Origin of the sequence: Nitrosomonas eutropha (assembly GCF_003201195.1) — a bacterium.
Taxonomy (GTDB): domain Bacteria; phylum Pseudomonadota; class Gammaproteobacteria; order Burkholderiales; family Nitrosomonadaceae; genus Nitrosomonas; species Nitrosomonas eutropha.
This window is the reverse complement of sequence record NZ_QICQ01000043.1, coordinates 1-12,940: the sequence shown is the minus strand read 5'-3', so window position 1 is coordinate 12,940 and position 12,940 is coordinate 1. Positions and strand designations below refer to the sequence as shown.

General features: G+C 42.3%; 13 protein-coding genes and 1 tRNA gene. 3 read left to right on the top strand and 11 right to left on the bottom strand.

The annotated features are described in order from the left end of the window. Window positions 1–180: 180 nt before the first annotated feature. The 3 genes from C8R14_RS12020 to C8R14_RS14320 are packed head-to-tail and all read left to right on the top strand — an operon-like array spanning window position 181 to window position 1,954. Window positions 181–1,197, top strand: a complete 1,017-nt coding sequence (locus C8R14_RS12020) for an L-threonylcarbamoyladenylate synthase (RefSeq protein ID WP_110332627.1) — start codon at window positions 181–183, stop codon at window positions 1,195–1,197. Between the two features lie 14 nt (window positions 1,198–1,211). Beyond that, window positions 1,212–1,775, top strand: coding sequence for an HAD family hydrolase (locus tag C8R14_RS12015; RefSeq protein WP_011635311.1), 564 nt, complete (start codon window positions 1,212–1,214; stop codon window positions 1,773–1,775). Then, on the top strand, window positions 1,697–1,954 hold the full coding sequence (locus C8R14_RS14320) for an HAD family hydrolase (protein WP_309147364.1): 258 nt from the start codon (window positions 1,697–1,699) through the stop codon (window positions 1,952–1,954). Before C8R14_RS12015 ends, C8R14_RS14320 begins: the two co-directional genes overlap by 79 nt. A 50-nt stretch (window positions 1,955–2,004) precedes the next feature. Here C8R14_RS14320 and C8R14_RS12010 read toward each other — a convergent pair whose 3' ends face one another. The 11 genes from C8R14_RS12010 to thrS form a co-directional block, all read right to left on the bottom strand. Beyond that, the gene (locus C8R14_RS12010; RefSeq protein ID WP_240142282.1) at window positions 2,005–2,985 is read right to left on the bottom strand and encodes a peptidoglycan DD-metalloendopeptidase family protein; all 981 of its coding nucleotides are present in this window, start codon (window positions 2,983–2,985) and stop codon (window positions 2,005–2,007) included. A 127-nt stretch (window positions 2,986–3,112) separates the two neighbouring features. Then, on the bottom strand, window positions 3,113–3,781 hold the full coding sequence (locus C8R14_RS12005) for a protein-L-isoaspartate(D-aspartate) O-methyltransferase (protein WP_011635313.1): 669 nt from the start codon (window positions 3,779–3,781) through the stop codon (window positions 3,113–3,115). A gap of 190 nt (window positions 3,782–3,971) precedes the next feature. Further along, a complete protein-coding gene (gene surE, locus C8R14_RS12000; protein ID WP_011635314.1) occupies window positions 3,972–4,715 on the bottom strand; it encodes a 5'/3'-nucleotidase SurE in 744 nt (247 codons plus the stop codon). A gap of 162 nt (window positions 4,716–4,877) precedes the next feature. Beyond that, window positions 4,878–4,954: transfer RNA gene (locus C8R14_RS11995), tRNA-Pro, on the bottom strand. Window positions 4,955–5,273: 319 nt separating this feature from the next. Then, window positions 5,274–5,582 carry an integration host factor subunit alpha gene (locus C8R14_RS11990; RefSeq protein WP_011635315.1) on the bottom strand — a complete coding sequence of 103 codons (309 nt, stop codon included), beginning with the start codon at window positions 5,580–5,582 and terminating at the stop codon, window positions 5,274–5,276. Between the two features lie 212 nt (window positions 5,583–5,794). Further along, window positions 5,795–8,173, bottom strand: coding sequence for a phenylalanine--tRNA ligase subunit beta (pheT, locus tag C8R14_RS11985; protein WP_011635316.1), 2,379 nt, complete (start codon window positions 8,171–8,173; stop codon window positions 5,795–5,797). Window positions 8,174–8,191: 18 nt separating this feature from the next. Then, a complete protein-coding gene (pheS, locus tag C8R14_RS11980; protein WP_041353584.1) occupies window positions 8,192–9,211 on the bottom strand; it encodes a phenylalanine--tRNA ligase subunit alpha in 1,020 nt (339 codons plus the stop codon). An 87-nt stretch (window positions 9,212–9,298) separates the two neighbouring features. After that, window positions 9,299–9,658, bottom strand: coding sequence for a 50S ribosomal protein L20 (rplT, locus tag C8R14_RS11975; protein ID WP_011635318.1), 360 nt, complete (start codon window positions 9,656–9,658; stop codon window positions 9,299–9,301). Window positions 9,659–9,669: 11 nt separating this feature from the next. After that, complete coding sequence (gene rpmI / locus C8R14_RS11970; protein ID WP_011635319.1) at window positions 9,670–9,867, bottom strand: 50S ribosomal protein L35; 198 nt, start codon at window positions 9,865–9,867, stop codon at window positions 9,670–9,672. A gap of 165 nt (window positions 9,868–10,032) precedes the next feature. Next, complete coding sequence (infC, locus tag C8R14_RS11965; protein ID WP_074456457.1) at window positions 10,033–10,578, bottom strand: translation initiation factor IF-3; 546 nt, start codon at window positions 10,576–10,578, stop codon at window positions 10,033–10,035. 33 nt (window positions 10,579–10,611) lie between these two features. Then, a complete protein-coding gene (thrS, locus tag C8R14_RS11960; RefSeq protein WP_011635321.1) occupies window positions 10,612–12,519 on the bottom strand; it encodes a threonine--tRNA ligase in 1,908 nt (635 codons plus the stop codon). Window positions 12,520–12,940 lie beyond the last annotated feature (421 nt).

Below are 12,940 nucleotides of genomic sequence, written 5' to 3'. Positions count from 1 at the left end.
TCAATTGATTACAACAATCTTCACAGCACCCCTCACAAAAACCAGATCATCCCTCAAAATAAAATAAACCATGAAAACTTTGTGGATATAGGTTTTTGCATCTGTCTGCGTGGATAATTTAAACTTACAAAATGTGGAATATATTCCTTCTATTGCGGTTATTCTTATTACATGTATTACATGTCCAAAACCCATAATCCAGTTCCTGACTTGGTAAACGAGCAAATTACTGCCGCCGTTGCAAGTTTACGTAAAGGTAATGTTATCGCTTTCCCAACAGAAACGGTTTATGGGCTGGGTGCGGATATTTCTCACCCCCAAGCAATCCAGAAGATATTTGATATCAAAGGCAGGCCTCCTGACCATCCACTCATAGTTCATTTTGCTAAGTCAGCCGAGCTCGAATTTTGGGCGGAAAATATACCTACAACAGCACTTATGCTGGCTAAACATTTCTGGCCTGGCCCATTAACCTTAGTCCTGCCCAAAAGCAGGCATATTCCACTTAGCGTTACAGGAGGGCAAGATACTGTAGGATTACGTGTTCCCAGTCACCCAGTTGCACTCAGGCTTTTAGAGGAGCTTGGCGGTTATAAAGCAATTGCCGCGCCCTCGGCCAATCGCTTCGGCTTTGTTAGCCCCACATCTGCTGACCATGTAAAGAAAGAATTTGGGGATCGTATTGATATAATTCTCGACGGCGGATCCTGCGAAGTAGGTCTTGAAAGTACAATCGTCAGTTGTATTGATAATGAAGTCGCGATACTGCGCCCTGGTGGAATTTCGGTTTTATCTATTGAAAATGTACTTAAGCAGAAGATTTTTGTTCGATCTCACGGTAATTCAATTCGGGCTCCAGGATCCTTGACATCACATTACGCAACCACAACACCACTTGAAATCTGCCATGGTGAATCTCTTTTTTTACGCTCTTCCATCCTTTTGCAGCAAGGAATACGCACAGCAGTTATAGTACGAAGCGTACGCGAAGATTTTGTTCAAGATGCAAATAACAAACTTCACTGTGTTTTTATGCCTAATGATCCGGTTAGGTTTGGAAGGGATTTATACGCGACTCTGCGTAGACTTGATAATGAAAATTTCCAACAAATTCTAGTTGAAGCACCGCCTGATAATTTAGAATGGCTAGCCGTTGCTGATCGATTAAATCGAGCCAGCTACTCATTTTATAAATAAATCTTAAAAAGACAATGGCTCTTTCAGCAGTCCTCTTTGACGTTGACGGTACTCTCGCAGATACTGAGCGGGATGGACACCGGCTCGCTTTTAATCAAGCCTTTAATGAACTTCAACTTGATTGGCAGTGGGATATAGATCTATACGGCGTCCTGCTCCAGATCACTGGTGGCAAGGAACGTATCCGCTTTTATCTAGAAAATTATGTGCCTTCATTCCTTGGCAGGAACGATCTCGATGAATGGATTACACAAATTCATAAAGTCAAAACCAGATATTTCCTTAATTTGCTGAAAGAAGGAAGAATACCGCTACGTCCCGGTATTAAGCGCCTATTAGATGAATTGCGAAAAAACAATATAAAAATTGCAATCGCCACAACTACAACGTACGAGAATGTCAGCACCTTACTTCAGTGCACACTTGGAGACGATGCTCTTTCCTGGTTCACTGTAATAGGCGCGGGAGATATTGTTCCAAAAAAAAGCCTGCGCCAGATATTTATCATTGGGTACTTGGCCAACTTGGCCTGCCAGCCGAAGATTGTATTGCAATTGAAGATTCAGAAAATGGATTAAAATCCGCTACGGCTGCAGGAATTAAAACAATTATCACAACCAGCGAATATACTCGGCAGCAGGATTTTAATAATGCGGCTTTAGTCTTAGAAGACTTGGAAAATGTGATGATAGCCTCTCATAACGAGCCATTAAGTGTCCAAACGCTCATTAATCTAAACCGAAGAACTCCAATTTGATTTGATTTGATTTGATTTGATTTGATTTATATCTACTACATAGACAATAGCTATCGAACAGGCAAATAGCCAAGAGGATCTACAGGCTTACCCTTTTCACGAATTTCGAAATGAAGTTTTACCACGCCACCATCAGTATTACCCATTTCAGCAATTTTCTGTCCTTTAGAAACATTCTCCCCCTCATGCACAAAGATTTTACTGTTATGCCCATAAGCACTCAAATAACTATCATTATGCTTAATAATAATTAAGTTGCCATATCCGCGCAAACCGTTACCACTATAAACTACTGTCCCAGAAGCTGATGCCAGAACTGGTTGCTTAAAACTGCCACTTATTCCCACACCTTTTGATTTTTCAGAAAATCTGCTTATTATTTGTCCATCTGCCGGCCACCCCCAATTAATGCCACTCTTATTTGCACTCACACTTATTGATTGACCAGGATCGCTGTTACCTCCCCCTCCGACACTGCCAACTTGATAAGAATCTGAATTTTTTTCAGCTAATTTCTGGGCCGATACAGTTTTAGATTGATTATTCAGCTGATCACGAGCCGAATCCGAATAAGGCAGCAAAACCCCTTTTGGTTCTGTCTTGAAAGATTCAGATGCCTTCTCCCCAGTCTCAGAAAAACCAGGTTGATAGCCACCAGTTACTACACCCACATCCTCGGGTTGAGCTATTGAGTAAAGCGTAGGTTGAGAGGTAAGGCTTTCCTGTTGAGAAATTAATCCTTCTGCAGGAAGTGTCTGCAAATAAAGCTCTTGGCCAACCCGCAACTCCCTGGGATCTGTAATATTATTTATCCCAGCCAACTGATTAATATCCAAACCATGTCTGAGAGCAATACTATACAAAGTATCACCACTTTGCACTATGTAGGTTTTTCTATCTAAAAGACCTTTTGTAGCATTATTCCCTTCATCAGAATAACGACCAAGCTGTCGCTCAACGATTGGCGCGGGGTCAGGCTTTGAAACACAAGCACCCAAGGACAGGACAAGAAATAAAAGAATTATTTGCATGAACATAGATATTTAGCTCTACGCTATCCGCCACATTTAGATTAAATTGCTATAGAAAATAAGAAATTGAAAGTTTAAGATACAGCCAACAACATGACTGCCTCTATTCCTTGAAGATAAGTACTCCCTACCTGTTGATTGTCCCGGGAAGAATGGGCACAAACATTACCTCATCCAAGATCGTTTCAACAAAACCCTCGGTAGTATGATCAATTACACAAAGATACTGCTGCCTGTTTCCTTTCGGGAATACCATCCTGCCACCCATTGCCAATTGTTCCAAGAGCGTCTCTGGTATCTCTGGAATAACTGCAGTCATCATTATTCCATCGAATGGACCCGCCTCCAACAATCCACGCATTCCATCAGCATGTTTCAGGTAAATATTACGAATACCCAATTCACGCAATCGAATGCGAGTACGTGTCAACAAGGGACCTATCCGCTCAATTGAATAGACTTCATTCGCTATCTTGGCCAAAACAGCAGTCTGATAGCCGCACCCTGTTCCGATTTCCAGTACTTTTCTCAGCGAATTGTTCCCACCATTCCGCAGCAATTCACTCATACGGCCTACAATCCAGGGGCTGGAGATTGTTTGTCCGTAATTAATTGGCAATGCCACATCTTCATATGCCCGGGATGCCAATGCTTCTTCAACGAAAAGATGGCGTGGAATAGAACCCATTGCAGCCAATACCACCTCATCTCTAACACCTTGCTCCCTTAAACGCTCGACCATGCGAACCCTCGTTCGCGGCGAAGTCATGCCAATACCAGAATGGCGTACACTCACGCACCAACTCTCCTTTATTATTTCTTTCCAGCAAATAACCGGATCTGACTATTCCTACTATCTTTCATAAAAGAACCAGCCTGATAATACATCAAGGGAGAAGAAAATAACGAGAAGCCAACCCATTTCAAACAAATCCCAACTTCTTTCATTCCGAAAACACACTTATTAATTGAAATCACGGCAGCTATTAAAAAACCAGCCAGTTTTTGACATAACCAATCTGGTCGTAACGCGTCAAATCTATTTGCAAAGGTGTTATCGATACCCGGTTATTCTGAAGAGCATGGAAATCTGTTCCCTCACTCGCGTCTTGGGCCGCACCTGCAGCACCCACCCAATACACTGTTTCTCCTCGTGGAGTCTGGTATTTAATCACAGGCTCCGCTTTATGACGGCGACCTAAGCGTGTTACTTCTATCCCCTGCAATTCTTCATACGGTAAATCAGGAACATTTACGTTAAGCAGAATGGGGACATGAAACTTATTATCTATAAATCGTTTCACGAGATCTAAAACAATCTTTGCTGCAGTTGGAAAGTTACCACGTGACATACTTACTAAAGATACCGCAATTGAAGGTAATCCCAATAAAAAACCTTCGGTGGCGGCAGCCACAGTACCCGAATAAACCGTATCATCCCCCATGTTGGCACCATCATTGATTCCAGAGATCACCATATCGGGTAGTTCATCCAACATGCCAGTTACAGCAAGATGGACACAATCTGTCGGGGTACCGTTTACATAATAAAAACCATTGTGTGATTTATGTAAACTGAGGGGGCGATCCAATGTAAGCGAATTACTTGCTCCGCTACGATCACGCTCTGGTGCGACAACTGTTACATCTGCAATATCAGAAAGTATTTTTGCAAGATTAGCAATACCTGGCGCAAAATACCCATCATCATTACTGAGCAAAATGCGCATTTCTACACCCTTAAAAAATAAGTAATGTGATTAATCACCCCGCATTCTCAGAAATGACTAGCTGCTTATGCCGGATAGCAACCATATGATAGTCACAGATATATAAAACTTGATTTTTAACGGACTAACCTATAGTCGAAATGAGGAATATTTTTATAAAACTGGTCGGGGCGAGAGGATTTGAACCTCCGACCACTTGCACCCCATGCAAGTACGCTACCAGACTGCGCTACGCCCCGTATCGATTAATTATAACAAAACATACATCAATCCAATTGTTTGCGATATAGCAACACTACCTGTCTACCGATCAATTTAAACCGACTCTCCCTTGTCACATACTAGCTACAATCAAAGCTATAGCGCGAACAACTCTCGTAAACAGGAAAGAGCACTCCCTGATGCTAGCAATTGTATCGATCCCCATAGCTTCAATAAAATCTTACAGGGAAAACACATACTCCGGTTATACAGAATATGTATCCTGATTTGCTATACACATTTATCTTATTTACCACTCAAAACAATATATATTTATCAATATAAAAAAACGGAATGTTAATTTACGTTTGGTTCCCCACGATAGTTAGCTTCTACCATAGATTTAAGCTTCTGGCTTGCATGAAAAGTAACCACTCTTCGTGCTGAAATGGGAATTTCTTCACCAGTTTTGGGATTCCGCCCCGGCCGTTGTGGTTTAGTCCTCAATTGAAAGTTGCCAAAGCCTGAAAGTTTTACACCATCACCATTTTGGAGCGCTGTGCGCATTTCTTCATAAAAACACTCGACAATTTCTTTTGCTTCACGTTTATTCAGACCGATATTTTCAAATAATAAATCGGTTAGCTCTGCTTTGGTTAAAGCCATATATCCACCCTTAAGTTAGAAAACAGAGTAAATGTCTTGAACTAACACCAGGATTTGCCGGATTTGAGCAATCATAACGCACCAAGTGAAAGAGTGAAGACAATCGCTCATGATTTCGAAATACACGACAAATCTATACCGCGAAGAACTCAGGAAAAAAAACGTTCTTCCCACCAATTCAGCCGGCCAGTCTCAGCGGACAGAACTCCCAACTAGCCGCGTAGTGTTGCACCAAACTTTCGACCGAGAACATTGATCAGCCCATTTACTGCTTGATCGATTTCCTGATCTGTAAGGTTTTTTTCAGTACCTTGCAACAAAATACGGAAAGCAAGGCTCTTCTTCCCTTGCTCTAAATTTTCACCACTATATAAATCAAATAAAGATATCTCACTGACGCTTTTATCTTTTTCTGAGTTCATTGCTTCCAGTAACTTGGCCATACTTACCTCATTCTCTACCACCACCGCAATATCACGCCTTACTGGTGGAAATTTTGAGAGTACTTGCATCATCGGCAGCAAGTCACTAGCAAGAGCTTCTATTTGCAATTCAAATAGGATCGCAGATTGTGATAAATGATATTTTCTCTGCCAACGAGGATGAAGTTCTCCTATCCAGCCAATCGGACTCTTGTCAATCAGAATTCTGGCTGATTTTCCTGGATGTAATGCCGGATGAACAGCCGACTCGAAATCAATATTTCTTGGCCAGAATAAGGACTCAACATCCATTTTGACGTCATAAAAATCAACATCCCGATCCGTAACACCCCATTGCTCCGGATGCACATTCCCTGAACAAAGAACGGCCAGATTCTCTACCTCTTTTTCTTCATCATTATCCTTGCTGAAACAGGAACCTATCTCAAAAATCCTAACCCTACTTTGCTTGCGATTCAGATTAAATTGTAGATTGTTGATCAATCCGCCAAAAAGGCTGCTACGCATAACATCCATATGACTTGCAATTGGATTCTTCAGTTTTACCGGTAAGTTATTTCCGCAAAGATCTGCTTCCCACTGAGTGTCTACAAATGTGTAATTAATAACCTCCTGATAATCCCTTGCCACCAGAATTTGACGCAATCGCTTAACAGGCGCAATACCAATTTCTGGTTCCGTTAGCATATGTGCCGATGCCTTGGGCAACTGCGCGGGAATCAGGTCATATCCATGCATACGCGCAAGCTCTTCAATAAAATCTTCTTCGATGACTAAATCAAAGCGCGATGCAGGTGGCACTACATAAAACGTATCGCCGCTAACAGAGTGACCAAATTGTAATCTCCGGAAATATTCTGATATCAGTTCAATCCCAAAATCCACTCCCAGGATCTTTGCTATGCGCTTTTGACGAACCTCGACCGCATCTCGTCGCGGCAAATCGTTACTAACCTCTACTACTGGGCCTATTTTCCCCCCACATATATCCAAAACCAGCGCAGTGGCACGCTCAAGTGCATTACGCGTCATGGAGAAATCCACCCCTCGTTCGAATCGATGCGAGGAATCCGAGCTAAAACCCAATTTAAATGACTTGCCACTAATCGCAGCCGGCGAAAAAAAAGCACTCTCGATAAAAATATCCGTTGTGCCTCCCTCTACCTCACTTTCACTGCCACCCATGATGCCAGCCAATGCCAAAGGTTTGCTACTATCAGCTATGACTAACAGATCTTCTTGCAAATCAAGGCATTCACCGTTTAACAGTCGTAAGCGTTCATTTGCAACGGCATAGCGCACACGGATCTCCTGTTCTGCCCCTTTTTCAATCTTAGCAAGATCAAAAGCATGCATCGGCTGACCTGTTTCCAGCATGACATAGTTAATAATATCAACCACCGGATTAATCAGACGCAAACCAGCCCGCACCAAATACTGATTCATCCACAGAGGAGTTTGTGTGCTGGTGATGATACCTTTGACGATACGACCACAGTAAAGCGGGCAGGATTGAGGCTCTTCAACCCGGATTCGCAGAACATCTGCAATTTCAGGATTAACAGGTTTAATTTCTGGCAAATTGAGTTTGCCGGCAGTAATAGCAGCGACCTCGCGAGCAATACCGAACATCCCCAAGCAATCAGCTCGATTAGGCGTCAATTTCAGGGTAAAAATACTATCATCCAACCCGTCATATTCTCTAAAGCTGATACCTGCAGGCGCATCATCTGGAAGTTCAATAAGTCCGTCAGCCTCACTTACCAACCCGAGTTCTCTTGCAGAACACAACATGCCAAAAGATTCCACACCGCGTATCTTACCTTGCCGTATATTCAATTCTGGCAGCCGTGCACCTATCAAGGCACATACGGTCTTCATTCCTTCTGTAACATTCTGTGCCCCACAAACGATTTGTAAAGGTTCATCAGAATAGTTTCCCACATCCACCTTACATACTCTTAGCCGATCGGCATTTGCATGTTTTTGAACAGACATCACCTCTGCGATGACCACTTTGTCAAAAAAAGGAGCAACCGGCACCACACTCTCAACTTCTAATCCAGCCATAGTCAACTTGTGTGCCAGCTCTTCATCAGAGCATTGGTAGTCAACCAATTTACGTAGCCAGTTCCCGGGAAATTTCATAACTACAAGTCTAGAGCATCAATTAAATTGTTTCAGAAAACGTAAGTCATTTTCAAAGAATAGACGCAGATCATTAACTCCATAACGCAACATAGTTAAACGTTCGACACCCAGCCCGAAAGCAAATCCAATATTTTCTTCACTATTCAAGCCAACATGATTCATGACATTAGGATGTACCATGCCGCATCCAAGCACCTCCAACCAACCAGTTTCACCGCAAACTCGACAACCTTTACCATTACACATTACACATGCAATGTCCATTTCAGCAGAAGGTTCGGTAAAAGGGAAAAAAGAGGGACGGAATCTTACTGATAAATTATCCTTTTCAAAGAAATTTCTCATAAATTCCACCAGCACGCCCTTTAATGCAGAGAAACTGACATTTTCATCTATCCACAGCCCCTCAACCTGATGGAACATTGGCGTATGAGTTACATCAGAATCACAGCGATACACCCGTCCAGGAGCAATAATCTTTATAGGTGGCTGGTGATTTTGCATATAGTGAATCTGCACCGGCGATGTATGTGTTCGCAACAGCTTCCCGCCTTCAATATAGAAAGTATCGTGCATAGCACGCGCAGGATGATTCTCGGCAATATTTAGTGCCGTAAAATTATAGAAATCTGTTTCGATTTCAGGGCCAGTTGCAATATCAAATCCAATCGAATGAAACAGCGACTCAATACGAGTTAGTGTTAGCGTAACCGGGTGCTCCCCCCCTAACCCGAATCCACGCCCAGGCAAAGACACATCCAAACTTTCCTCAGCCAGACGAGCCGACATATTTTTCTCATGAATTACATTTCGGCGTTCAGTCAAAGCATCTTCCAACAACTTTTTCGCCTGATTAATTCGCTCTCCCATTACCGGTCTTTCTTCCGGGGTCAGTTCCCTGAGTTTTTTCAGCAAAAGTGTAACTTCTCCTGCTTTACCCAGATATCGCGCCTTAATTTGCTCTAGGTCAACAACACTTTCCGCCTGATCAAATAATTTTATTGCGGTACTGACCAAATCTTCCAGATTATTCATGGCAATGAAATGATCCACTCATAAAAAAGGGAGGTCGAGCTAACATAGTGCAGACCTCCCCTGATAAATTTGTATACAAACTGTTTTTTAGTTTGCCAGGCTAGTTTTTACTTGATTGGTTATTTTTTCAAAGGCAGCTTTATCAAACACAGCCAAATCAGCCAACACTTTTCTATCAAGACCAATTCCTGATTTCTTGAGCCCATTCATAAAGGTGCTGTAAGTCATTCCTAACTCTCGCACTGCCGCATTGATGCGCGCAATCCACAAAGCCCGAAACTGTCGTTTTCTTTGACGTCGATCACGATAAGCATACTGCCCTGCCTTCATAACAGCCTGTTTTGCAATACGGTATATATTTTTCCGCCTACCGCGATATCCCTTTGCCAGCTTAAGTACTTTTTTATGTCGTGCCCTTGCCGTTACGCTTCGTTTTACTCTTGGCATTATCTATCTCCTCAGGCGTAAGGCAGCATTGCGCGTACAGATGCCACATCGCTTGCATGAACGACAGTCATACCTCTTAGTTGCCGCTTATTTTTAGTTGTTTTTTTAGTGAGAATATGTCGTTTAAACGCTTGCGAACGTTTTATACTTCCTCCCGCTCTTATTCTAAAGCGCTTTGCAGCACTTTTCTTAGTTTTCATTTTAGGCATAAAGCAACACTTCCTTTTTAATATGAACCAAGGTGTCTCTAATTAGAGAACTTTTAAAACCTTGATATCACTTATTTTAAATAAACCAGCAAGAACATATTTTACGGCAGCAAGATAATTCGCTACTTACTAAGTTACAGTTTCGTTTTTTGTATCCGCTTCCCGCTACTTATCAGATTTGGCCACCTTCACCTCTTTTTTTCTAGGCGCCAGAACCATCACCATCTGCCGTCCTTCCAATCTAGGAAACTGCTCAACAACGGCATGCTCCTCAAGTTCTTCTCTTACCCTTTCAAGCAGTCTAATACCAAATTCCTGATGCGCCATCTCCCTTCCACGGAACCGGAGTGTAACTTTAACCTTGTCGCCTTCATTTAAGAAATTGATTAAATTCCGCAGCTTAATACTATAATCACCCTCATCTGTATTGGGTCTGAGTTTAATCTCTTTTACCTGTATCTGTTTTTGCCTCAGCTTGGCATCGTGCTTCTTTTTGCTTTCCTGATAAAGATATTTTCCATAATCCATCAACCTGCAAACTGGAGGCTCCGCACTTGGTGCAATTTCTACAATATCTACACCAGACTCTTCAGCCAACTCTTTTGCTTCAGCTATTGGTACTATCCCCACCTGCTCACCGTTCACGCCAATCAATCTGACTTGTAGTGCCGTGATTTCATCATTAACCCTTACAGTCTTTTCTTGAGCTATGGTACCCTCCGTAAATCCATAAAAACCCCTTAATTACACTCTTTCGGCCATCTCTTTCCGAATTAAGGTAACAAAACCTTCAAGAGACATCGCCCCATGATCATGGTTTGATCGTCCTCTCACAGTAACAGTCTGATTTTCGACTTCCTTATCGCCAACCACTATTAAATAAGGCACTTTCTGCAAGCTATGTTCTCTGATTTTATAGCTTATTTTCTCATTTCTCAAGTCCGAGCTGACGCGAATATCATTTTGTTTGAGTTCATTTGTGATTGACTGAACATAATCAGCTTGATTTCTAGAAATATTAAGTACAACCACTTGATCAGGAGAAAGCCATACCGGCAAAGCGCCCGCATGATGCTCAATAAGAATTCCGATAAAACGCTCCATAGATCCTAAAATAGCTCTATGCAGCATTACTGGGATCTTTTTCGTATTATCTTCTGCGATATACCCTGCGCCTAATCTCGCTGGCATAGAGAAGTCAAGCTGCAAAGTTCCACATTGCCACTTACGTCCAAGGCTATCTTTCAATGTAAATTCTATTTTGGGGCCATAGAAAGCCCCTTCACCCGGTTGCAGCTCCCAGTTTAGTTCCTTTTGATTTAGAGCTGCAGCCAAGGCGGCCTCAGCTCTGTCCCATTGTTCTTCGGTTCCAACTCTCTGGGCTGGGCGGGTTGAAAGTTTTATCAAGTTTTCATGGAATCCAAAATCTATATACACCTGATTTAACAGATCAATGAATTTAGTTACTTCTTCCAGAACCTGGTCTTCCGTGCAAAAAATATGAGCATCATCCTGCGTAAATGAACGAACGCGCATAAGCCCATGTAAAGCACCAGACGCCTCATTTCGATGACATGAACCAAACTCTGCCAGTCGAAGCGGCAAATCACGATAGCTCCTTAACCCGTGATTAAATACCTGAACATGCCCCGGACAATTCATGGGTTTAATAGCGTAATGCCTACTCTCAGATTCCGTAATAAACATATTTTCTCGGAAATTTTCCCAATGTCCGGATTTTTCCCATAACGATATGTCCAGAACCTGAGGAGTACGAATCTCGACGTAACCATTCTTGGCCAGCACCTGCCGCATATATTGCTCTATTTGCTGCCATATAGCCCACCCTTTGGGATGCCAATACACCATTCCCGGAGCTTCTTCCTGCATGTGGAACAGATCAAGCTGTTTACCAAGTTTACGATGATCTCGTTTTTCTGCTTCTTCCAGGCGCCGAAGATAATTATTTTGCTCTTCGCTGCTTACCCACGCTGTTCCATATATTCTTTGCAGCATTTCATTTTTTGAGTCTCCACGCCAATAAGCACCTGCTATTTTCATCAACTTAAAGACTTTGATTCTTGATGTATACGGCACGTGCGGCCCGCGACATAAATCTGTGAAATCACCCTGAGAATAAAGTGAAACAGGCTCATCATTCGGAATAGATGCAATTATCTGAGCCTTATAGTGCTCGCCTAGATCCTTAAAAAAGCCAATTGCTTTTGAACGATCCCACACCTTGCGCTCTATCTTCAGATTTCTCCTGCTGATTTCTTGCATTCTCTTCTCTATGGCTGCCAGATCTTCTGGTGTAAAAGGCCGTTCATAAGAAAAATCATAATAAAACCCATCCTCTATAACCGGCCCGATGGTAACTTGCGCACTTGGAAATAATTCCTTTACTGCGTGTGCTAATAAGTGTGCACAAGAGTGACGAATGATTTCCAGACCTTCAGGATCCTTGTTTGTTATCAGCACCAGATCACTATCAATCTCTATCGGCTCCGATAAATCTACTAGCCTCCCATTCAACTTACCTGCCAATGCTACACGCGCAAGCCCGGGGCCAATTGACTCAGCAACATCAAGCACCGTCACGGGATAATCGAACACTTTGTCTGTGCCATCCGGCAAACGAACAACTGTCACTTATTTACCTCATCACTTGAACAAATATATATATTAAGCTAGCCATTCGCGAATTCAAGGTAATAAATTTTTGTGGTTTACCCATTTAATCAGCAAATACCGATCATCAGGTCTTACCATGAAAATCAGCTGAGAATATCTTGCATATTCCCGCTAAAAAATATTCTTGTCATCATTCCTACAGAGATAGTCTATTCACTCCTATTAAATCTCTGTTCCAATAGCTTAAGTTCATTTATGTCAATAAAAAACCCGCGAAGTTTTTAAGCTTAATCTCCGCGGGTCCTAGTTTACATCAATAAGATAGCGTGTTAATTACATTGCACTTTACTCATCATCACTATCGTCATCATGGTTGCTGGAGGAAGCGGAGTCGCTGTCGTCAGCTGTTTCAGTTTCTTCAACTTCCACCTCGACTTCT

Excerpts from the sequence above, each read along its gene's own strand:
- C8R14_RS12020 (WP_110332627.1), top strand. The coding sequence starts at position 181 with ATGTCCAAAACCCATAATCCAGTTCCTGACTTGGTAAACGAGCAAATT.
- C8R14_RS12015 (WP_011635311.1), top strand. The coding sequence starts at position 1,212 with ATGGCTCTTTCAGCAGTCCTCTTTGACGTTGACGGTACTCTCGCAGAT.
- C8R14_RS12010 (WP_240142282.1), bottom strand. The coding sequence starts at position 2,985 with ATGCAAATAATTCTTTTATTTCTTGTCCTGTCCTTGGGTGCTTGTGTT.
- surE (WP_011635314.1), bottom strand. The coding sequence starts at position 4,715 with ATGCGCATTTTGCTCAGTAATGATGATGGGTATTTTGCGCCAGGTATT.
- C8R14_RS11990 (WP_011635315.1), bottom strand. The coding sequence starts at position 5,582 with ATGGCTTTAACCAAAGCAGAGCTAACCGATTTATTATTTGAAAATATC.
- pheT (WP_011635316.1), bottom strand. The coding sequence starts at position 8,173 with ATGAAATTTCCCGGGAACTGGCTACGTAAATTGGTTGACTACCAATGC.
- pheS (WP_041353584.1), bottom strand. The coding sequence starts at position 9,211 with ATGAATAATCTGGAAGATTTGGTCAGTACCGCAATAAAATTATTTGAT.
- rplT (WP_011635318.1), bottom strand. The coding sequence starts at position 9,658 with ATGCCAAGAGTAAAACGAAGCGTAACGGCAAGGGCACGACATAAAAAA.
- rpmI (WP_011635319.1), bottom strand. The coding sequence starts at position 9,867 with ATGCCTAAAATGAAAACTAAGAAAAGTGCTGCAAAGCGCTTTAGAATA.